The sequence below is a fragment of the Undibacterium sp. Ji49W genome (genome assembly GCF_049340205.1).
Lineage (GTDB): Bacteria > Pseudomonadota > Gammaproteobacteria > Burkholderiales > Burkholderiaceae_D > Undibacterium.
This window is the reverse complement of record NZ_JBMPOW010000024.1, coordinates 1-22,355: the sequence shown is the minus strand read 5'-3', so window position 1 is coordinate 22,355 and position 22,355 is coordinate 1. Positions and strand designations below refer to the sequence as shown.

At 53.4% G+C, this 22,355-nt stretch carries 16 protein-coding genes; 10 read left to right on the top strand and 6 right to left on the bottom strand.

Going from position 1 to position 22,355, the window contains the following annotated elements; genetic code table 11:
- Window positions 1–258 precede the first annotated feature (258 nt).
- The gene (locus ACO0LK_RS23815) at window positions 259–1,236 is read right to left on the bottom strand and encodes a D-2-hydroxyacid dehydrogenase family protein (RefSeq protein WP_422979514.1); all 978 of its coding nucleotides are present in this window, start codon (window positions 1,234–1,236) and stop codon (window positions 259–261) included.
- A gap of 424 nt (window positions 1,237–1,660) precedes the next feature.
- On the opposite strand from ACO0LK_RS23815, the gene ACO0LK_RS23810 reads away from it, so the two are divergent.
- Entirely contained in the window at window positions 1,661–3,511 is a 1,851-nt protein-coding gene (locus ACO0LK_RS23810) for a phosphoenolpyruvate carboxykinase (GTP) (RefSeq protein ID WP_422979512.1), read from the top strand.
- Between the two features lie 161 nt (window positions 3,512–3,672).
- Here ACO0LK_RS23810 and ACO0LK_RS23805 read toward each other — a convergent pair whose 3' ends face one another.
- On the bottom strand, window positions 3,673–4,095 hold the full coding sequence (locus tag ACO0LK_RS23805; protein WP_422979510.1) for a DUF2798 domain-containing protein: 423 nt from the start codon (window positions 4,093–4,095) through the stop codon (window positions 3,673–3,675).
- 60 nt (window positions 4,096–4,155) lie between these two features.
- Complete coding sequence (locus tag ACO0LK_RS23800; protein ID WP_422979508.1) at window positions 4,156–4,473, bottom strand: hypothetical protein; 318 nt, start codon at window positions 4,471–4,473, stop codon at window positions 4,156–4,158.
- A gap of 135 nt (window positions 4,474–4,608) precedes the next feature.
- Here ACO0LK_RS23800 and ACO0LK_RS23795 point away from each other — a divergent pair, with 135 nt between their 5' ends.
- From ACO0LK_RS23795 to ACO0LK_RS23760, 8 genes are all read left to right on the top strand, one after another.
- Window positions 4,609–5,583, top strand: coding sequence for a LysR family transcriptional regulator (locus ACO0LK_RS23795; protein ID WP_422979506.1), 975 nt, complete (start codon window positions 4,609–4,611; stop codon window positions 5,581–5,583).
- A 155-nt stretch (window positions 5,584–5,738) separates the two neighbouring features.
- The gene (locus ACO0LK_RS23790; protein ID WP_422979504.1) at window positions 5,739–7,778 is read left to right on the top strand and encodes a sensor histidine kinase; all 2,040 of its coding nucleotides are present in this window, start codon (window positions 5,739–5,741) and stop codon (window positions 7,776–7,778) included.
- A 63-nt stretch (window positions 7,779–7,841) separates the two neighbouring features.
- The gene (locus tag ACO0LK_RS23785; protein WP_422979502.1) at window positions 7,842–8,558 is read left to right on the top strand and encodes a riboflavin synthase subunit alpha; all 717 of its coding nucleotides are present in this window, start codon (window positions 7,842–7,844) and stop codon (window positions 8,556–8,558) included.
- Window positions 8,559–8,623: 65 nt separating this feature from the next.
- Window positions 8,624–9,064: a YybH family protein gene (locus ACO0LK_RS23780; RefSeq protein ID WP_422979500.1), complete on the top strand. Its 441-nt coding sequence runs from the start codon at window positions 8,624–8,626 to the stop codon at window positions 9,062–9,064.
- A gap of 101 nt (window positions 9,065–9,165) precedes the next feature.
- Window positions 9,166–9,669 (top strand): protein tyrosine phosphatase family protein, encoded by a 504-nt coding sequence (locus tag ACO0LK_RS23775; protein WP_422979498.1) that lies wholly within the window; start codon window positions 9,166–9,168, stop codon window positions 9,667–9,669.
- A 211-nt stretch (window positions 9,670–9,880) separates the two neighbouring features.
- Window positions 9,881–15,010: an MG2 domain-containing protein gene (locus ACO0LK_RS23770; RefSeq protein WP_422979496.1), complete on the top strand. Its 5,130-nt coding sequence runs from the start codon at window positions 9,881–9,883 to the stop codon at window positions 15,008–15,010.
- Between the two features lie 74 nt (window positions 15,011–15,084).
- Window positions 15,085–17,490: a penicillin-binding protein 1C gene (pbpC, locus tag ACO0LK_RS23765; RefSeq protein WP_422979494.1), complete on the top strand. Its 2,406-nt coding sequence runs from the start codon at window positions 15,085–15,087 to the stop codon at window positions 17,488–17,490.
- 117 nt (window positions 17,491–17,607) lie between these two features.
- The gene (locus ACO0LK_RS23760; RefSeq protein WP_422979492.1) at window positions 17,608–17,976 is read left to right on the top strand and encodes a hypothetical protein; all 369 of its coding nucleotides are present in this window, start codon (window positions 17,608–17,610) and stop codon (window positions 17,974–17,976) included.
- 128 nt (window positions 17,977–18,104) lie between these two features.
- Here the strand turns inward: ACO0LK_RS23760 and ACO0LK_RS23755 are convergent, their stop codons facing one another.
- Window positions 18,105–18,551, bottom strand: a complete 447-nt coding sequence (locus ACO0LK_RS23755) for a GNAT family N-acetyltransferase (RefSeq protein ID WP_422979490.1) — start codon at window positions 18,549–18,551, stop codon at window positions 18,105–18,107.
- On the bottom strand, window positions 18,548–19,627 hold the full coding sequence (locus ACO0LK_RS23750; RefSeq protein WP_422979488.1) for a serine hydrolase domain-containing protein: 1,080 nt from the start codon (window positions 19,625–19,627) through the stop codon (window positions 18,548–18,550). Before ACO0LK_RS23750 ends, ACO0LK_RS23755 begins: the two co-directional genes overlap by 4 nt.
- Window positions 19,628–19,863: 236 nt before the next feature.
- Between ACO0LK_RS23750 and ACO0LK_RS23745 the strand changes: the two genes are divergently transcribed.
- Entirely contained in the window at window positions 19,864–20,226 is a 363-nt protein-coding gene (locus ACO0LK_RS23745) for a YXWGXW repeat-containing protein (protein WP_422979486.1), read from the top strand.
- Between the two features lie 222 nt (window positions 20,227–20,448).
- On the opposite strand, the gene ACO0LK_RS23740 is transcribed toward ACO0LK_RS23745, so the two are convergent.
- Window positions 20,449–22,355, bottom strand: a 1,907-nt coding sequence (locus tag ACO0LK_RS23740) for a beta strand repeat-containing protein (protein WP_422979484.1), incomplete at its 5' end; no start/stop codon positions are given.

Genomic DNA, 22,355 nt, shown 5'->3' with positions numbered 1-22,355 from the left:
TAAAGTATTTACAACGTTATTTTTTAAATATTTTTTACATTTGTGCAGGAGTATGCCGCCCGACATGTTTTTCACATGCCGGGGGTCAGGATGAATGTCAGGATGAATAGCGGAGTTTGAATGCCGTCTTAGAATGCCGTCTTAGAATGCCGTCTTAGAATGCCGTCTTAGAATGCCGTCTTAGAATGCCGTCTTAGAATGCCGTCTTAGAATGCCGTCTTAGAATGCCGTCTTAGAATGCAGTCTTATATAGTCAAGCTATGACGGCAAGAGCAGATTGGCAGGCTTGCCGGCGGCAAAATCCACGATATTCTGGAAAGCTGCACGGAAATACAATTCATAACTGGCCTGTTCCACATAACCCAGATGCGGGGTCGCCAGTACATTTTCGCGATGTAACAGCGGGTGGTCTGGTGCAACAGGTTCGCTTTCAAAGACATCAATGGCGGCAAAGCCGGGGTGACCCGCATCCAGCGCGGCTTCCAGTGCGCCGGGCTGTAGCAATTCTGCACGGCTGGTATTGACCAGCAAGGCATCGCTTTTCATCAGGGCCAGGTCGGCCGGGCTGACGATGCCTTTGGTGGCATCATTCAAGCGCAGGTGCAGGCTGATGATGTCGCAACTGGCAAAGAAGGCTTCTTTGGATTCTGCCACCAGCAATCCATCCTGAGCCGCCTGCGCGCGGCTGGGCTCACGTCCCCAGACCATGACTTGCATGCCAAATGCTTTGGCGTAGCCGCTGATGATCTTACCTATCTTGCCATAACCCCAGATACCCAGTGTACGCTTCTTCAATACCCGGCCCAGCTGGTTATGGGCTGGTTCCAGCGACGACGCCTGCCATACGCCCTCCTGCAAAAGCTGGGCATAATTTGGCAGCCTGCGCCAGGCCGCCATGATCAGCGTCCAGGTCAGCTCTGCCGGCGCGGTCGGGTCACCGACACCTTCGGCGATGGCGATGCCGCATTCATGTGCTGCGGCTATATCGATGTTGCCTGCCACTTTGCCCGTTTGCGAAATAAGCTTCAGATTGGGTAATTTTTGTAGTAACGGCTTGCTCAGGCGCGTGCGCTCACGTATCAGTACCACTGCATCAAACGGTGCCAGCCGTATCGCCAGTTGTCCCACGCCCACGGCGGTGTTGTTGAAGACCTTGACCTCATGCTCGCGTAGCAGATCAAAGCAGGGTAAATGACGGACTACATCCTGATAATCATCCAGTATGGCAATTTTCATGGTTTTTCCTCACGGCTGAAATAAGTTCTCAATCTATACATTGATGGACAAAGCATAAGCTGGATTGCCAATTTTTTCAGGCTCATGGGGAAACATGAAAACATATTGTGCAGCGACTGAAAAATCTTCACTTTCACAAAACGTAAAACAATGATAATAAAACTGACGCAAAATTCGCGTGAAGCCAGACTCGCGTGTACAATGTTCGCCTACGTAGCTTTTTGATTCTTCCGCCCCGCGCCATCCTGCCGGGCGCAAGCCAGGAGCCAAGACACCCTCTTGTCTTCGTATTATCCGACAGAACCGCCGCTATGGTGTCCGCCTTGCTTGAACGCTTCCTGCGATCGCATCGCCACATTCCAACGACGATCCTGCCGTGCCGCTACACCGGTTTTTTTATTGAAATGGCATTGGAGGTAGTATCGTGAATCAACCCATCATGCAAGGCGTGGCAGCATTGAATGCCCCCGCTTACGTGAAACATCAGAAATTGATCAACTGGATCGCCGATATGGCGGCCCTGACCAAACCTGACAACATTTACTGGTGTGACGGCTCGCAAGAAGAGTACGACCGTCTGTGCGCCCAGATGGTTGCCGCCGGCACCATGAAAAAACTGAATGAAGCCAAGCGCCCCAACAGCTACCTGGCCTGTTCTGACCCATCTGACGTGGCACGCGTCGAAGACCGTACCTATATCTGCTCAACCAACAAGGAAGACGCGGGCCCGACCAATAACTGGATGGCCCCGGCAGAAATGCGCGCCACTCTGAACCCGCTGTTTGATGGCTGCATGCGTGGTCGTACCATGTATGTTGTGCCGTTTTCCATGGGTCCTCTGGGTTCGCCTATCGCCCATATAGGCGTTGAACTGTCTGATTCGCCTTATGTTGCCGTCAATATGCGCATCATGACGCGCATGGGCAAGGCTGTGTATGACGTACTGGGCGCGGATGGTGATTTCGTCCCTTGCGTACACACAGTAGGCGCACCTTTGGCTGAAGGTCTGGCCGATGTGGCATGGCCATGCAATAACACCAAGTACATCGTGCATTATCCAGAAACCCGCGAAATCTGGTCTTTTGGTTCTGGCTACGGTGGTAATGCGCTGCTGGGCAAGAAGTGCTTTGCCTTGCGTATCGCGTCCACCATGGGCCGCGACCAGGGCTGGCTGGCAGAACACATGCTGATCCTGGGTGTGGAATCGCCGGAAGGTAAAAAGCATTATGTGGCAGCAGCCTTCCCGTCCGCCTGCGGCAAGACCAATTTCGCCATGCTGATTCCCGCCATCAAGGGCTGGAAAGTGACCACCATTGGTGACGACATTGCCTGGATCAAACCTGGCAAGGATGGCCGTTTGTATGCCATCAACCCGGAAGCCGGTTATTTTGGCGTGGCACCAGGCACCAATACAGCCACCAATTCCAACTGCATGGCATCCCTCACCGCCAACACCATCTTCACCAATGTCGGCCTGACCGATGATGGCGATGTCTGGTGGGAAGGCATGAGCAAGGAAGCGCCAGCACACCTGATCGACTGGCAAGGCAAGGACTGGACACCAGAAATCGCCAAAGAGACAGGCCGTAAAGCCGCCCATCCGAATGCACGTTTCACGGTTGCAGCAACGCAAAACCCCGTCATCGACGCCGCATGGGATGATCCGGCTGGCGTACCTATTTCAGCCTTCATCTTCGGTGGCCGTCGCTCGACAACCGTACCATTGGTGACAGAAGCCCGTAACTGGGTCGAAGGCGTCTATATGGCCGCCACCATGGGTTCTGAAACCACGGCTGCTGCCGTTGGCCAGCAAGGCGTGGTACGTCGTGATCCTTTCGCCATGTTGCCTTTCATGGGCTACAACATGAGCGATTATTTCCAGCACTGGCTGGACATGGGCAAGAAAATCGAAGCTGCTGGCGCGACACAACCGGCAATTTTCTGCGTCAACTGGTTCCGTACGGATGAGAGTGGCAAATTTGTCTGGCCAGGTTTTGGCGACAATATGCGCGTGTTGAAGTGGATGCTGGAACGCATAGAAGGCCAGGCCAATGGCGTCGAAAACATCTTTGGCCTGACACCGACATTTGCCGACCTGACCTGGGATGGCCTGGACTTTACCCAAGCCCAGTTCGATACCATCACTTCCATCGACAAAGCCGCCTGGGCTACAGAACTGAACCTGCACACAGAGCTGTTTGAAAAACTGGCCTACCATCTGCCAGCAGAACTGGAAGCAACCCGTGTAGCTCTGGAAAAACGCCTGACGGCCTGATGATCTGATTGATTTAGTCCATCTCTAACAAAAAACGCGGCTAAGGTCGCGTTTTTTGTTGTTATCCACAAGTCATTCAGGGAAGAATCAGAAAGAGACAAGCGCAAGATGCAAAAAAGCCGTCTGCAAAGACGGCTTTTCATTCATCACGACCAGACAGCCTAGCGATGTATAGGCAACAAAATTGGTTTACGCTTCAGACCGCTTTCTGCGCTGGCACGATCAGATACTTGCATAATCGTATTCACACTCAAGCCTGCCTGTGGCAGATCAGCAGCAGGCAAGGGCTTGCTGAGACTGCGCGCCAACTGGTTCACCAGCGGCTTGCTGAGATAGGCTACCGGAAAAGCGATAGGCCAGATAGTCAGCCAGGCTTCCATCCAGGCAGCAAAAAAGTCATTGCCATAACCTATCCACAGCAACCGCATGGCAGCGCTGGCAACCAGAGTAACTACACCAGTAGTCAGAATGGTCGGCAACATCGATGCGAGGCTCTTTGAACCAGCCACCGCACGTGGCTGCCGGACAATCGCAGGCTGAAACTCTGCGACTGACATGCCGGAAAATGCTGAAGAATGTTGCATAAAGCTGAAACCGTATTTATTTTGAAATTAACTACGAATTAACTACGAACTAAGCACAAATTAACCGCGTGCAGCCAATGCGCGCAATTCAGCAGCCATATTTGGCGATGTGCCGTCCAGATCGTTGGCAATACGGCGGATAGCCAGCATGTTGCGCAAATTGCGACCCGCTGTTTTTTCTTCACGCGATTTCTTTGGGTTGATGACCAACAGAGCAGCGCGCAGCATGCCAACCAGCAAAGGTTTGAAAACGATCAGCATGGTAGCCAGGATACCCAGACCCAGCAAAGGACGGGCGGAACCGATAACGGTACTGATGGCCAGTTGGGAAACAGGCAGGGCGCTGGCGACTGGAAAGGCAATATTCAGGAAAGACATGATTCACTCCACTTTTTTTCACTTTGTAATAGCAGCATAATATTGCGGCGCACCATATAAATCTAATTTTGATTTATCATATCAATTATACTTTTCGTGAATAATTGTTTTTAAATCCTGATGGGAGCAAATACGATGAACTTCCTGACACTGGACTTGAATCTCTTGCGTGTCTTTGATGCCGTCATGATCGAGCAAAATCTGACACGGGCTGCCGACAAGCTGGCCATGACCCAGCCGGCGGTATCGAATGCACTGAAACGTTTGCGTCACTCACTCGGTGATGAATTATTGATACGTACTGCCTATGGCGTGAAACCGACGCCGCGTGCGGAAACCCTGTGGCCAGCCATACGCCAGGCGCTTTCCAGTCTGGAAAGCGCGATTGCCCCGACCAGTTTTGATGTATCCAAGACCCAGATAACTTTCCGTCTGGCAATGGCAGATGCTACCGCTGCCCTATGGATGCCGACCCTGGTACGCTCAGTGGAAAAGGAAGCCACCGGTGTCACCATGCGCATGGTGCCGCTGACCACACGTGAGCCACGCCCCATGCTGATGCGTGGTGATATTGATATTGCCGTCGGTTTTTTCCCGGGTGTGGTCGCCCAGCTGACCGGGGGCCAGGGTGCTGCCAACAGCGCAATCCGGCATGAAAGGCTGTATTCCGGTCACTATGTCTGCGTGATGCGGAAAGACCATCCGCTGGCAAACAGCGCCATGACGATGGATGATTATTGCAATGCAAAACATTTATTGGTGAGTTTTTCCGGCCGTGCGCATGGCCTGGTGGATGAAGCACTCGCTCAGATGGGGCGCGAGCGCCGCATCCTGCTGACGGTGAATCAATTCTTTACCGGTGGCCGCGTGGTCGCCAATTCCGACTTGCTGACGGTCTTGCCGCACCACCTGATTTCTGCCACCGGCATGACGGACGCGCTGATCTGGAAAGAACTGCCCTTCAAAATGCCCGACGTGCATATAGATATGTTGTGGCATGAAAGAGATGGCCGCAACCCTGCCCATCAATGGCTGCGCCAGAACCTGGTGAACATGACCCATTCCACCCTGATCCCGGAACTGGAACATCATATAGAACTAGATACCTAGAACTTGATACCTGAGCACGCTGCAACAAACAGCGTGCATAACGGCAGCATATATCGGTGCAACTATTGCCGCCCCACAAAAAACTTGTTAGTCTGAAAGAGGTGAAATAAAACACTTCCCTTGTGATAAAACGATAATCACCAAGACTAGACGACATGCCCGAGACCTGTTCTGCCCTGGTTCGATTCCTGCAAGCTGTAGTACTGTTTGTGGTGCTGTGCTTTTGCAGCGTGGGTAACAGTGTGCTGGCTGCACCGCTGAACCTCAAGGGCGACACCGGCAAACTGGCGCTGACTTCCCAGTTTCAGCTGATTGAAGACAAAAGCGGCCAGTTGAGTATCAACGACATCATGCGGCCCGAAGTAGCCAGCCGGTTTCGCCCGTTGCGCGGCAACCTCAGTGCCTCGTATTCAACATCCGCCTATTGGTTAAGACTGGATTTACAAAGAGCCAGTCCCAGCATCGGCCAGCAATGGCTGCTGGAACTGACGCCGGTCATGCTCGACGATATTCGCCTGTATCACCCCAAAGCAGATGGCAGCATAGAAACTCACCGTGCCGGCGACCGCATGCCTTTTTCTGCACTGGAAATCCGCCATCACTTCCCCATATTCCTGCTCAACCTGCCTGACACCAGTGCCAATGTGGTCTACCTGCGGATACAGAGCACCAGCGCAGTCTTCCTGCGTGCCACGCTGTGGACGCCGCAGACCTTTGTCGAGGAATCGAATTTCATCTCGAACATGATGGGGGTGTATTACGGCATCATGCTGGCGATGATCGTCTACAACCTGTTACTGGCGGTCACGCATCATGAACGGTCCATGATGTATTACCTGCTGCTGTCCCTGCTTACCCTGATTGCCGGCATGAGCCTGAACGGCCACATCGGCATGTATTTCGCGCCCAACTGGCCAGCGCTGGTGGATATACTGCCGGGGCTGGTGTCACCGCTGATCGTGCTGGCGGCATCGCTGTTCATTTCCAGCTTTCTCAAACTGCGCGAGAAAATGCCGCGCATACACTGGTTTTTTGTCTTTATCCAGATATTCTGTAGCGCTGCTGCCATCACGGTACTGGCAGGGTATAACCATGTGGTTGCACCGTTTGTGCAATCGCTGGGCTTGCTACAGATGCTGCTGATATTGCCAGTCTGTCTGGTGGTTGGCCTGCGCGGCTACCGGCCCGGCTATATTGTCTTTATGGCGTCCATGACCTGGATCGCCGGGGTCTTGCTGGTGGCACTGCGCAACCTGGGGCTGATAGAACCTAGCTGGATGACTGATTACGGCTTCCAGGTCGGTTCAGCGGCAGAAGTCATCTTGCTGGCATTGGCCCAGGCAGACCATATCAGCCTGATGAAAAAGGAAAATGCCAACAACCAGGCGAAATTGCTGGAAATCTCGCAACGTGCCGAACAGGAACTCGATGCCAAGGTCAGGCAACGTACCGAAGAACTGGCCGATGCAGTTGCCCGCCTGCAAAAATTGGACAAGGAAAAAAATGACTTCCTCGGCATTGCCGCGCATGACCTGAAAAACCCGCTGACCAGCATCATAGGCATGAGCGACCTGCTGCGCAAATTGCAGCATGCCATGCCAGAACCACAACGCCAGCACTACCTGGAACGCATCAGCTATAGCGGCCAGCGCATGATGCGCATCATCAGCAATCTGCTGGAAGTGAATGCTATGGATACCGGTCACCTGCACCTGAATCTGCAAAACCTGGATCTCGGTAAGGTCTTGCATAATGTTGTTCAGCAATATGAAGAAATGCTGAAAGCCAAGGACCTGATGCTGGTCAACCAGATACAGGACAGCGTGATGGTACATGCCGATCTCGACGCCTGCGTACAGATCATCGACAATCTGGTTTCCAACGCCATCAAGTATTCACCACTGGGCCGGCATATCTGGCTCAGCGTCAGGGCCGGACAGGGCATGGGCATATTCCAGGTGCGGGATGAAGGTCCGGGTCTGTCGGCAGAAGATCAGTCACACCTGTTTGAAAAATTCTCACGCCTGTCCAGCCTGCCGACTGCCGGCGAACATTCCACCGGTCTGGGCCTGTCCATCGTCAAGAAACTCAGTGAAGCCTGTGGTGGCAGCGTCCATTGCGCCAGTGAAGCCGGGCAGGGCTGCACCTTCACCATAGAACTGCCACTGGCTGTATCACAGAAGCAAGACCATTAAGGAAACAACGGCGTCAGCTACATCGCTTACAATCACCGTATTCCCTCATTTCAGCATCTATCTATGTTTACAGGCATCGTTCAGGGCATCGCCCGCATCGCACAACTCAATGACAAAACCGGCTTGCGCACTTATCAGCTGGAGTTTCCTTCCGGTTTCTGCAAGGACCTGGAAATTGGTGCCAGCGTCGCCGTTGACGGCGTCTGCCTGACCGTGACCGCTCTGCATGGCGACAACGCCGCAGAATTCGACGTCATGCAGCAAAGCCTCGCCATCACCACCCTGGGCGAATACCAGCCGGATGGCCGCGTGAATGTAGAACGGGCCGCCAAAGATGGCGCAGAAATCGGTGGCCACCCCTTGTCTGGCCATATCGACTTCAAGGCCCATATCGCCCAGATACGCGAGCTGGAAAACAATTACGTGATACGCATCGCTGTCCCACCCGAATGGCTGCGCTATATCTTTGCCAAAGGCTATATCGCCATCAACGGTGCCAGCCTGACCATTGCCGAAGTCAACCGTGCAGAAGGCTGGTTCGAAGTATGGCTGATACCGGAAACCCTGCGCATGACCGTCTTTGCCGAAAAGAAAACCGGTGCCAGCCTGAACATAGAAATTGAACGAACCACCCAGGTAGTGGTCGATACCGTACGCAATATGCTGGCAGAAACCCTGGGGCCGCTACTACCAGCGCTGGAAAGCCTGCTGGCACAGCAAGGCAAGGATCTGGGGCAAATCATACAAGCGCCGGTCGCCACAAGTAAAAAAACTGATTAGACACTGAAGCGGCTGATCACGGCATCAACCGTCGCCCGCAACAACAAAGCAAAAAAAGGATAGCCATGCACTCTGCCGTACCGGATCAAGCCAGCACAGCAGATGCCATCGCTGTCATACAAAACCGCATACATCTATGGCAGGATGCCACGGCGGCCGGCGATGTGGATACCTTGCTGGATCTGATGGATGAAGAGGTAGTATTTCTGGTAGCTGGCAATGCCCCCATGAAAGGTCGCCAGCAATTTGCCCAGAACCTGCAGGCAGTATTGCAGACACACAGCATCGCTTCCCGTTCCGAGATCCATGAAATCGTGGTGCAGGCAGACCTTGCTTACAGCTGGGCCTATCTGCAAGTCAGCATCAGCCCCAGACAAGGTGGCCAGCCCATACAGCGCAGCGGCAATGTCCTGAGTATCTGGCGTCTGCAGGCAGATGGCCAATGGCGCATTAGCCGTGACGCCAATCTGCTGACGCTGGAAACAGCTTCCATACCCGTAGCATGAGCATGGGCGCACTATTTCGCTTGTTTCTCAACAGCTTATCCACAAGCTTATCAACATACTTACGCACATACTTGTCTACAGGCTTATCCACAGGCATGTGCATGGCATTTCTGGCCGGATTTTCAAGCGCCAGCCAGGCACAGAGCCTGGATGCACCGAATGTCGTCCCTATCACCGCGCAACTCACCAGTTCTGGTCAGCCCACCGCCAAAGCGCTGGAAGGACTGGCTGCACAAGGCTATGAAGCCGTCATCTACTTGGCCCCGCCGCAGGTATCAGACGCCGTGCGTGAAGAACACCTGATCATCGGTCGCCAGAACATGGTCTTTGTGAGTATCCCCATCGTTTTCAACAAGCCCACCGTCAAAGATTACGAGATGTTTGCCGCCATCCTGCAAGGCCTGGGAAATAAAAAAGTGCTGGTGCACTGCCAGGTAAATATGCGCGCATCCACCATGGTCTTTTTGTACCGCGTCGTGGTTGGCAAGGAAGACCCCGGCCTGGCCTATGAAGCCGTCAGCAAGGTCTGGTCACCCAGCGGACCATGGAAACAACTGATGCTGGATGTCTTGCAAAAACATCAGATCGGTTTTGAGCCGTATTAAGATTATTTTCTGTACTGAATCTGCACCGCCATCCTGCCTGAAAGTCCCTCGCAAAAGTCCCTTGTATTTCACACCCCGGAAGAAATCGTAACACCGGAAGGTATCGTAACGCGTGAAAATAATGGCAATACCCATGCCATAATCCTTGTACAAAATTTGAGCAGTTCATCAGTCGTTCATTTCATACCGCCGATACAGTCAGGGAAGCAAAATGCAAAACAAATCGTTCAAGATGGCGATGCTGTTCGCCGTGATTATCATCTTCATCGGCGGCGCTTACTGGTTTAAAACCAGTCGTACTGCACCCGGCGTGGAAACGCATGATGATCCGAATGCACCCTTTACCCTGATTGATGCGAATGACCGCAGCCTCGATGGTGCACCGGCGCTGGCACTGACTTTCAGCCTGCCGCTCGACCCCGGTAAAAATTACGAACAATATCTACAGGTATTTGAAATGCCGCTGTCTGCTGCCGATCTGAAAAAAAACGAAAAACCAGCAGGTGATGCTGACGCCAGTGATGAGGCTGACGACCATAGCCAAAAGCCAAAGGTCAGTGCCGTCAGCAACGTCAGCACCAAAGCCGAAGATACCGACAGCAAGGGTGGCAAGCTGGTGAGCGGTGCCTGGGTCAGGGGCGACAATCCCCGTCTGCTGTACTTCCCGCATATCAAGCCACAAAACCGTTATGTGATACGGATACAGCCCGGCCTGCCTGCGCGCAATGGCAAGACCCTGGCAGCAGAAATGCGTTATTCGGTACTGACTTCGCCGGTTGCACCCTCGTACTATTTCGCCAGCAATGGCATGGTATTGCCAGCCAAACAGAATGGCGGTCTGCCCGTGGTCACGGTTAACATCCCGGAAGTGGACGTACAGTTCATGCGGGTGAAAAATGAACAGTTGCCGCGCTTTCTGGATAAGGTCATCAATGGCAAATCGCTGGCATCTGAGGATAAGCCAGATGACAATTATGGCTATATGCGCACCAGCCTGCATGGTGCCGTATCCAGCTATCTGCTTGACGATATGAAAGCGCATAGCGACAGCGTGTATCAGGGTCGTTTTCTGACTGAGCAAAAACCGAATAAACGCAGCGTCACTTACATCCCGGTAGAAGATATCAAGGAAGTGCGCGAGCCTGGCGTATACATCGCCGTCATGAGCCTGCCGGGCCGCTTTCTGACTGAATTCCAGACGACCTATTTCTATGTCACCGACCTCGGTTTGCAAACCCGCCTGTATGAGAAATCTGCTGATGCCTTTGTCAGTTCGCTGACGGATGGCAAGGCAGTCAGTGGCGTTGAAGTTTCATGGCTGGATGAAAAAGGCAAGGCAATTGCGCGCGCAGAAACCGATGCTGACGGCCATGCCCGTTTTGCTGATCAGCCAAAGAATGCCCAGGTGGTGCTGGCACGTAAAGGCGAACAGATTTCGGTACTGCCACTGAAAGAACCGGCACTGGATTTGTCTGAATATGACATCACCGGCGCGCCCTACAAGGCGATGCGCCTGTTCGCCTATGCGGGCCGTGACCTTTATCGCCCGGGTGAGCAGTTTGACCTGTCGGTACTGGCACGCGATGCCGATGGCCGCAGTGTACCGGTGCAGGCCATACAGGCCAGACTGAAACGCCCGGACGGCAAGGACCAGTTGACCACCACCTGGCGCCCTGACCAGCGCTTTGCCGGTTATATGGTGAAACGCCTTGAGATACCTGCGGATGCGCCTACCGGTTTCTGGACGCTGGAATTGCGTGCCGATCCTGCCGATAAAATACCGGCAACGGTATTTCGTTTCGGTGTCGAAGAATTTTTGCCCGAACGCATGAAACTTGACCTCAGCAGCAAACAGACGGTACTCACCGCCGACAGCAACTACAGTGTGGATGTAGTTGGTAATTATCTATATGGTGCACCGGCCGCAGGTAACAGCCTGTTAGGCGTGATGCAACTGGAACGCAACAATAATCCCCTGGCCAAACAGTTCCCCGGTTTTGAATTTGGTGATGTCACCGAAAATGAAGTCAGGGTACGTACCGAACTGGAAGCCAGCCAGCTCGACAACCAGGGCAAGACCAGCGTCAAACTGGATCTGTCAGCGGCAGCCAAACGCCATTCACCTTTCACCATACGCACTACCCTCAGCCTGCTGGAAACCGGTGGTCGCCCCGTTGTGCGCAGCCTGGAAAATGTGATCTGGCCGGTATCCAGCCTGGTCGGTCTGCGTCCTTTGTTCAACGGTGAATATGCGCCGGAAAACAGCCCGGTAGAATTTGAAGTTATCCGCACCAACAGAGACGGCAAGTTGCTGGCAGCATCTGCGCTGCCGGTACGCCTGTTCCGTGAAGATCGCAATTATTACTGGCGTTATGAAAACCAGCACGGCTGGCAATCCGGCTTTACCCAGACGGATGAACTGGTAGACACTGCCAGCGTCACTGTGCCTGTGAATGGCAGGGGCAAATTGCGTATGCCGGTAGGGTATGGTCACTACCGACTGGAACTGCTGGACCCGGACACCAGACTACCAACTGTCTACCGCTTTTATGCCGGCTGGCGTGCACAGGATGATGAAACCCAGGGTAGTCGCCCCGACAAAGTCAGCATGAAACTGGACAAGCCCGCCTACAAGGATGGCGACACGGTGCGTCTGAGCTTCACGCCACCGCACAAGGGCGAAGCCCTGATCACGCTGGAAGGTGACAGCACGCTATGGATGAAACGCATGACTGTTGGTGCTGACAGCACCAGCATCGATATTCCGCTCAACAAGGAATGGAAACGTCATGACCTGTATGTCTCAGTGGTAGTGCTGCGTCCCGGTAATGAAGGTGACAAGGTGACACCAGCGCGCGCGCTGGGGCTGACCCATATTCCACTGGAAAGAAGCGACCGTAAATACGTGGTCAATCTGGAAGCGCCGGTCAAGGTGCTGCCAGAAACCACTGTCAAGGTCAAAGTCAGAGTCCCCGAAGCCAAAGGCCAGAAAACCATGGTCACCTTATCCGCAGTGGATACCGGTATTTTGAATATCACCAAATTTGCCTCACCCGATCCGCTGGCCTTCTTTTTCGGCAAACTGCGCTATGGCCCGGACCAGCATGATGTATATGGCCGCCTGATAGAAAAAATGCAGGGCCAGAAAGGCAAGCTCAAATTTGGTGGTGATGCCACTGCCAGCAAACCGGGTAGCAACCTGCCGAAAAAGGTCAGGCTGGTCGATATCTTCAGCGGCCCGGTACAATTGAATGAGCAGGGTGAAGCCGAGATACCGGTCGCGATACCGGATTTCAATGGCACGCTGCGCCTGATGGCAGTCGTCGCTGGTGCAGAACGCTTTGGTGCCAAAGACGCCGAGATGACTGTAGCAGCGCCGCTGGTGGCAGAACTGATTACACCACGCTTTATGACCGTGGGGGATACCGCTGTGCTGGCACTTGACCTGCATAATTTGTCTGGTACGACGCAAAACCTGAAAGTCAGGCTGGACGGTGGTGCTGCGCTCAAGCTGGGCGAAGCAGAACGCAGCCTGAGTCTGAAAGACCAGGAAAAACGTACTTTGCGTTTTCCGGTTGAAGCCAGGGCCCAGACCGGCCTGCAAAATATCAGCCTGAACATCAATGGCAGCAATCTGAAAATCGCCAGAAACTTTACGCTGGCGGTACAGGCTGGCACACCACAGGCAGAAATCACGCGCAGGCTGAGTGTCAAACCGGGTGACAGCCTGGATATCCGCGATGCTGAATTCGGTGGCCTGCATCGTTCATCCCTGCTGGCTCACCTGACCGTATCCAACAAGCCGCCGATTGACGTCAAGGCAGCGATACAAGGTCTGTTGACGTATCCGTATGGCTGTGCGGAACAGACTGCCAGTACGGCTTACCCGTATCTGTTTATCGATGAGGCAAGCGCGAAACGTTTTGGACTGAAGCCCTTCAGCCTTGAACAAAGAACAGAAGTCATAGGCAAGGCAGTAGCGCGTTTGTCTGGCATGCAGGCAACGAATGGCAGTTTCAGTCTGTGGGGCGGTCCCGGCCAGTATGATGCTGATTACTGGTTATCTGCCTATGTCAGCGGCTTTTTGATGGATGCGCGCGAACAGGGTTTCAATGTACCGGATGCCGTGTATAACAAGGCGCTTGACTACCTGCTGCGCGGCTTGCAGGAAGGCGTGGCACGCATGCCGGCCACCATCGCCGCCGATGCTGCTGCCAACGCTGCCGCTGCCACCAGCAGCTACCGTTCATGGGAAAACCGTCGCGGCAATGACAATGGCCATTTTGATGTACTGGCCCATGGTGCCTATGTGCTGTCACGTCAGAACAAGGCTCCGCTGGCCACCCTGCGCCAGTTGCATGAATACCGTGCCCAGGCACCATCCGCGCTGTCACTGGTACACCTGGGTATCGCTCTCAAGCAGATGGGTGACAAGGGCAGGAGTGATATCGCCCTGGCTGAAGGCCTGAAGAAGGAACGCAATGGTGGTTATTGGTGGTATGACTATGGCAGCGAGTTGCGTGATGTCGCCATGTCATATGCCCTGCTCGACAGGCACCAGATCAACATCCCTGGCCGCGACAAACTGATACCTGTGATTGCCAATGAAATGCAAAAACATCCGTATCACAGCACCCAGGAAAAATTGGCACTGTTCCTGGTTGGCCGGTCGTATGCCAATGCCGCCAATACAACCTGGAGTGCCAGCCTGAACGTCAACGGCAAAACCGAAGAATTGTCAGACAAGGGCATGTTGTTCCGTGAAGCGAATGCAACTGAACTTGCGAGCGGAATGAAACTGACCAACAAAGGCAAAGACCCGCTGTATGTGGAACTGTCACTGACAGGAAATCCGGTCAGAATGCCGGCCGAGAAAAAAGATGTCATCGAACTGGGACGCAGGATGTACACACCGGATGGCAAGGAAATCAGTGGTCGCCCGTTGAAGGTGGGTGAAGTCGTCATCGTGCGTGTGACAGCGCGTGCCGGCAGCCCGTTTGGATACGGCATGATCATAGACCGGGTACCAGCCGGACTGGAAATTGAGAACCTGAATATCGTCAACGGTGAACAATTGAACACGCTGAAGATCGATGATCTGTCTCCCCAGGATGCCATGCACGACGGACGTATCAAGCGCGTGGAATTCCGCGAAGACCGGTTTGTTGCCGCCGTAAATCTGGACACCGCTGTGCTGGACCTGTTTTATGTCGCCCGTGCGGTGACGCCAGGCAGGTTCGTGATACCGCCGCTGTATGCAGAAAACATGTACCGGCCAGAACTGTATGGCTTAAGCGGCGGCCAGGATGTCATCACGATTGTGGAAAACGGCAAACCTTAGGAACAAAGTAGAAAATTGAGGGGCTATCCAGGCCAGCATAAGCCCGGATAGCCCTGCCATCAGCTATGCCAACAATGAAACACTATCCAGAAATAAAAGCCATGCTGCTGCGTTGGAGTAAAGCCCTGCTTTCCCGTAAAAAAACCTGGGCTGTGGCCGTTTTTTTACTGGCCAGCCTGGTACTTCTGGACCTGGCTTTTCCACTGCCGCCACCTGGCCGTGATTCGCCATATGCGATGGTGGTGCTGGCGCGCGATGGCTCGCCCCTGCGCGCCTTTCCCGATAAGGATCATATCTGGCGGCATGCGATCAGTCTGGACGAAGTCTCACCCTATTATGTGCAGGCACTGACCGGCTATGAAGACCGCGCTTTCTGGTGGCACCCTGGCGTCAACCCGCTGTCCATGCTGCGCGCAGGCTGGCAGTGGCTGCACAATGGCCGCATCATCTCGGGTGGTTCGACCATCACCATGCAGGTGGCACGCATCATTGATCCAACACCACATACGGTGACCGGAAAACTGAAACAGGTAGCACGCGCCCTGCAACTGGAAGCCCATTATTCAAAAAAGGAAATTCTCACGCTCTACCTGAACTACGCTCCCATGGGTGGCGTGCTGGAAGGCGTGGAAGCAGCCAGCCGCGCCTATCTGGGCAAGCCTGCCAATCGCCTCACGCATGCCGAAGCGGCAATGCTGGCTGTATTGCCACAAATGCCATCGGTATTAAGACCGGACCGTTATCCCCAGCGCGCTCAACAGGCACGTGACAAGCTCATCAGGCGCCTGGCAGACCGGTGGAGTAAGGACATCGTTGCCGATGCCCTGAGCGAGCCTGTGGTCGCCCAGACCGTGCGTGAACCCCTGCTGGCCCCTTTGCTGGCGCTACGCATGAAACTGCAGGCCAGGCGTGAGCGCAAATCGGCTGGCAACACGATGGATACAGGTCAGCAAAACGTGATCCGGACCACAGTCGACCCGGCAAGCCAGCAGATCGTGGAAACGCTGCTGGCTGACCGCATACGTCTGTTACCACCGCATGTATCGATGGCAGCAATGGTAATGGACAACCAGACGTTTGAAGTACTGGCCTATGCCGGTTCAGCCGACTTCAGCGACCGCAAGCGTTTCAGCGATGTCGATATGGTGCGGGCATCGCGTTCACCGGGATCGACACTGAAACCCTTTCTGTATGCGTTTGCCCTGGATGAAGGTTTGATCCATTCGGAATCGCTACTGTCGGATACGCCGCAGTCATTTTCCGGTTACCAGCCGGCAAATTTTTTCCAGAACTTCAATGGCCCGGTCAGCGTGTCCGAAGCCTTGGTGAAATCCCTGAATGTGCCTGCGGTGGAAGTGCTGGAACAACTGGGATCAGACAATTTTGTCTCCATGCTCAGACGTGGTGGATTGAAACTCGATTTTCCGCGTGGTGCCGCGCCGAATCTGAGCGTCATCCTGGGTGGGGCAGGGGCCAGACTGGAAGACATGGTGGGTGCCTATTCTTCACTGGCACGCAAAGGTATGGCGGGCGTTCCACGCATGACCCCGGCAACACCCCGCAAAGAACAAAGAATGATGAGCGAAGGTGCGGCTTTCATCGTGCGCGATATTCTGGAAACTGGTGGTCCGGTAGCACGGGCGGTGGAAGGCAATGGCAGCTATCGCGGCATCGCCTATAAAACCGGCACCAGCTTTGGCTTCCGTGATGCCTGGGCGATTGGCGTCAGCAATCGCTACAGCATAGGTGTGTGGGTAGGGCGGCCGGATGGCACGCCCAATCCGGGCTTTTTCGGCGCGAATGTCGCGGCCCCCCTGCTGGTCGATATTTTTACAGCCCTGCCGGATGGCCGCAATGCTGGCCCCAATCCGCCACCGGCCTCTGTCAGCCAGGAAAAAATCTGTTGGCCACTGGGTATCCGCGCCAGCGAGCAAACCGACGCCAGCCTGTGCCCGGTGCAGCGCACGGCCTGGTTGCTAAATGCCACCGCACCACCCAGCTTTGCCGACAGACTGAAAGCTGCAACACCGGTCTTCAGCTATCTGGTAGATACCCGGACCGGCCTGCGGGTTGCCCCGGAATGTGCCACGCATGCCAGCGAAACCCGCCAGGCTGCACGCTGGCCATCATCGCTGGGTCCCTGGCTGAATGCCGGTCTGCGCAAAACTGCGTTGCCACCGGCCTGGGCACCCGAATGCGCCACCATCTACAAGGCCAACGACAATATACAGATCGTCGGGCTCAGTGATGGTGAGATTTTGCACCGGGCAAGCAGCAAGGACGTACCCAAAGCGCGTTTGGAAATTCGCGGTTCGCAGGCAGACATCAGCTGGATGGTGAATGGCCACATCGTAGCCAACAAGACTGCCAGTCAGCCGCAGGTCATCGAATTTCCACAGGCAGGGCGCTATGATATTACTGCCTTTGATACCTTTGGCAGGTATGACAGAATCAGTGTCAGCATGCAGGCCAGCCCTTAAATAATTTTGCGGGAACGTTTGGAAAAACAGATACAGCTTCATTTTTTCTCCATATTTCTGCGCCATCATCGGTTCTGGAATGAATGTCCCTGTAACCGACTGATGCAAAGGAAAAATATGAAACCACTGTTATCCCTGTCACGCGCCAGTATCCTGCTGGTGATACTGGCACTGAGTAATACCGGACAAGCGCAGCCTCAGCCACCTTATGGTGAACAGAAAAAACCACCCGAGGCCGGCAAGGACGGCCCTCCACGACGTGAACCGCCACCACAGGCCTATGAATCCTGCAAGGGCCAGAAGGAAGGTGCGGTAGTGCAGATCACCACACCACGCGAAGGCAAGATTTCAGCGACCTGTACGACTTCGCCCAAAGGCCTGTTCGCCCGCCCTGAGCGCCCGCCAGCGCCACCAGGTCCACCGGAGGGATCGGCAAATAAGGCAGCAAGCGCACCACCTCCACCGCCGCCACCTCCGAAAAAATGAGTCGCTCCCAGCCCAAGTAGGTGCGAATAGCTAAGCGTATTCGCATGTATGTCTGGCCTAAAAATACTACTCGTCTTCTTAAAATCATGCGTGCGAATACGCTTAGCTATTCGCACCCTGGGCTGCCTCTAGCTTGGTGACAGTGGATAACGCAGATAATAATTATCAAACTCAGCTACTTCACGCAAAACAAAACCGTGGCGAAGGTAAAAGCGGTTAGCGTCGCTGTCACGCAAAGCGCCAACGTGGATGATCTTTCCCAGTGCGTCGGCTTCTGCCAGCACAAGCTCGATGGCTGCACTGCCAAGACCACGTTGCTGGAAATCTGGATGCAGGTAAAAGTGGTCAAGTAAAAGATCGTTGTCCTGTGGACGTTGTACCAAAAAACCTGCAAGTAATCCGTCCAGCTTGATGAGCCTGGTGTACTCCGCTACAAAATTCCCCAACAGCCGTTGCCGTGCCCTTTCTGCATTAAAGCGCCCTATCTTTTCCAGACTGGGGCGCATGGCCAGCACGCGCAATTCTGCCAGTTCTGTTGCGTTTTCGAGTTTTGCAAATTCGAGTGTAAGTTTCATTGCTGACAGGCTCCTGCCAATGTGCTCGCTACGTGGAAGAATGCCTGCCTGCTGACTTTGGGCACATCCCATTTACCATCCACAGGCACCTTGCGCTGATGGGCGATCACCATATTTAGCTTGGGGATAACCAGAATATATTGCCCATGCAAGCCCCAGGCCATATACGCCTGATACAAAGGCGAGGTCGCTGGTTCTTCCAGTACCCACCACATATAACCGTAGCCAATCTGGCGGGCGGCTGTTGTGGCTGGATGCATGGCGGATGACGGTGTGAACATGCTGGTAGTTTTTTGCATCCAGTCTGCCGGTATCAATTGCCTGCCGTTCCATTTGCCCTGATGCAGAGCCAGATAACCAAGGCGCGCCATGTCGCGGGTGGACAGTAAAAAATGATAAGGCAGGTGCCGGGATTTGCTGGTGTCACCAAATTTCTTTTGCGCACTCAGTTGAAAATCCTGCAATTGCAGGGCCTGAGCAATGTCTTCATCAAACAGTTGGTACACACTTTTGTGGGTGGCGTTTTCGAGTACCGTACCGGCCACATTGAAATCCCAGTTGTTATATAAAAAATAGTTGCCCGGTATTTGTGAGCCACGTGCCGGCGCATTGGACAGGTCATCGCCGGTATTGGCTGCCGCATGGAATACGCCAGAGCGCGCAGTCAACAAGTCACGAACGCGTGCCTGTTTTTCGCTATCCAGCAAACCACCGACATCATCGATACCCAGTTGCGCCAGGGTCTGATCCAGGTCTATGGTGGCATTTTCCACATACTTGCCATACAACATGGACAAGATGCTTTTGCGCGCTGATTCGACAATGCCGGGTACATCAGTACGGCCATAACTGAACAGCACGCGGCCATCGCGGATAAACAGCAAGGCTGTGCTGGCTTGCTGTTCCAGCAAATGCTGCGCTTTGGTCTGCGCCTGAAGACAGCTTGCAGTTTGCATGGCTGCTGGAATCTCTTCCCAGGTTTTTTCAGGGAAAACTGCGTGGGCGTTGGACACCGTGCTGGCCATCAATAGCAATAGCAACATGCCTGCATTGTTTAAAAATCTTTTGGAAATCAATCCCTGCTCCTGAAGTTTGATGTGACTTTATACATGACTATCTGACAGCGACTTGGTTCACCATGTAGGCTATTTGCCTTAGTTTGTTACAAAACCCTGTCCTTCGTCTTATCTGCTAAACCTTGTTTCATTTCTTTACAACTGCACCGTCAACAAGCCTTTTATCCGCACCGTTAATATCAGCACAGGGCAACCATGCCAGCCGCGGCTTGCGGCGAATTTGTGAAGAGTCAACAATGAAAACCATACCTCTCTGCCTGACGGCTGTCGCCGTGGCAACTTTGATGTCGGCTTGCGTGGTGGCACCACGGCCGGTATATCATCCACAACCTGTGTATGCACCACAGCCTTATCCTGTCGGTACAGTGATCATACAGAACGAGCCACCTGCGCCGTATGCGGAAGTAATAGGTGTGCCCCCTACGCCTGGCTATGTCTGGATAGGCGGTGCCTGGTTCTGGGAAGGTGGCCGCCATGTCTGGCACGGTGGTTACTGGTCAGCACCACGATCCGGTCACTACTGGGTGGCGCATCACTGGGAACGCGCTGGCAATGGCTGGTACTTCAGGGAAGGACACTGGGAACCGCATCGCCGTTAATGCACGCGACTTATGTCGTTTGAACTTGTGCACTCAATTTGTGGATTTAATATGTACACTTGACTGGTCTGACCACACAGATTCACGCACATAGTCAGTTTGAAAAAGCAAAAAACCCACCGCTTTACAGAGGTGGGTTTTTTGTTTTGCACAACAGAGAGGCTGTTTTCTCCCTGTTACATGGGTACCGGAGTACCCCTTATTGCATTGCTTGCTACTGAATTAAGCGATGAAGTCGCCGGCAACGATAGAACCTGCGCCAACCAATTTAACGATAAAGTCAGTTGCATCAACTGTACCTACAGTGCCACCGATGTTTTGGAAGGCGTATGTACCAGCTGCTGTACCTGCGGCTACAGTGATGACGTAAGCCTGGGTAGTAGCTGCCAAGGATGCGCCAGCTGCTGTTGCTGCTGTAGCGATAGCTGCTGCCAGTGTGGATGTATCAGCTGTAGCGATAGACAACAAGTTCAATGTTGTTGCTGCTGTGCCTGTCTTGAACACGTCAGCGCCAACTACTTTGAAGTTTGCCACTGTATCGATTGCAGAGATGACGGAACCAACACCGATTGCATCAGCACCAGTTGCAGTTGTTGACAGGTTGATTGTATCCACACCAGCACCACCAGTAATAGTGATTGCGCCCGTAGCTGTACCCAGGATGTTAACAATTTGACCGCCAGCGCCCAATTGAACCGTGTCGCCACCGAAAGCACCCTTCGTAAAGCCTAAGGTTACAGCGCCATCTGCATTTTGGAAAGCATACGCAGCAGCAGCACCACCTGTAACACCAATAAATTCAACGCCTGTTACTTTAGGTTGAATGTTTGTAGCGGCAGAAAGAAGACCCAAGTTCAGACTATCAGTACCCAGGCCGCCAACAATACCATTATTTGCAGCAAGCAAAACATTTGCTGCAGAAATGTTCAACGTATCATTACCAGCGCCACCGATGACAGATACCAGACCGGCAACAGCATTGAAAGTGTTACCTGCTGCTGCCAGATTGTAGTTTTCGATACCAGCCAAACCAGTTACTGTGCCAGCCGTTGTCAAAGTAATGGCTTGAACACCAGTAACATTCGCTGTTGATGTGAATGCAGCATGTTGTGCTGTTGTCATGGTAACCGTGCCAACGCCGTTAGCAAAATCAGCGATTTCAAAGCCACTTACATTCGCGCCGGAAATATTAGAACCTGGCAGGAAGCCCAAAGTATCTGCAACACCGGCACCAGAAGTAAAGGTACCAGTGTAAGTATTGCCCAGCAAATACAGTGTGTTAGTACCGGCACCCAGATTTACATTACCAGCATTAAATTGGTTCACCGTGTTGGTAAAGTCAACTGTATCTGCACCATTGCCACCAGTGATTGTAGTGATACCAGAAGTCGCATTAGCGAAGCTGATTGCGCCACCAGTGTTATCAGTGATCAGAGACTTGATGTTGGTGATTGTGCCACCAGTTGCGCCATTGATTTGGACAGTGGAGTTACCAGTCAAAGTAATTGTGTCTGTATCACCAACATTACCACTGATGGTAGTACCGTTCAGGTTAGCGACTGTACCTGTGAAGTTGTCGTTCACATTAACAGCGCTTGTGTAAGTACCGCCAGCTACGAATGCTGTTGCAGACAATGCTGTACCACCACCGTTGACTGGGGATGTACCAACAACACCTGTTGTTACCACTGCACCGCCAGATACGGTCACTGCATTGGATGTCGTTGTGTTGTTCACGCCGCCGCCAGTTGCATTGGAAGAAGACGTTGTATCAATCACCAAAGTGCCGCTAGTGACAGAGATCAGGGACAGATCAATGTTGTTTGCGCCAGCGATGTCATCAACGATAGTCAGTTGATGTGGCACATTGCCTGTGAATGTGATCACTGGTGTGCTCAGGGACAAGGCTGTACGGGCAGCTACCAGAGCAGCGTATTGGCTGGCAGTGATAACAACAGCAGAGTTTGCTGTGATGTTTTCAATACCGGACAGTTGTGCACCCGCCAGGTTGATCGCACCGTAAGTAACCAGTGTATCGTTACCGTTACCCAGGTTGATGGTGTCTGTCACTACACGGGCCACGGCTGTTGCTGTGGATTGTGTATTGAGGTTCACACCGTTTTCTGTCA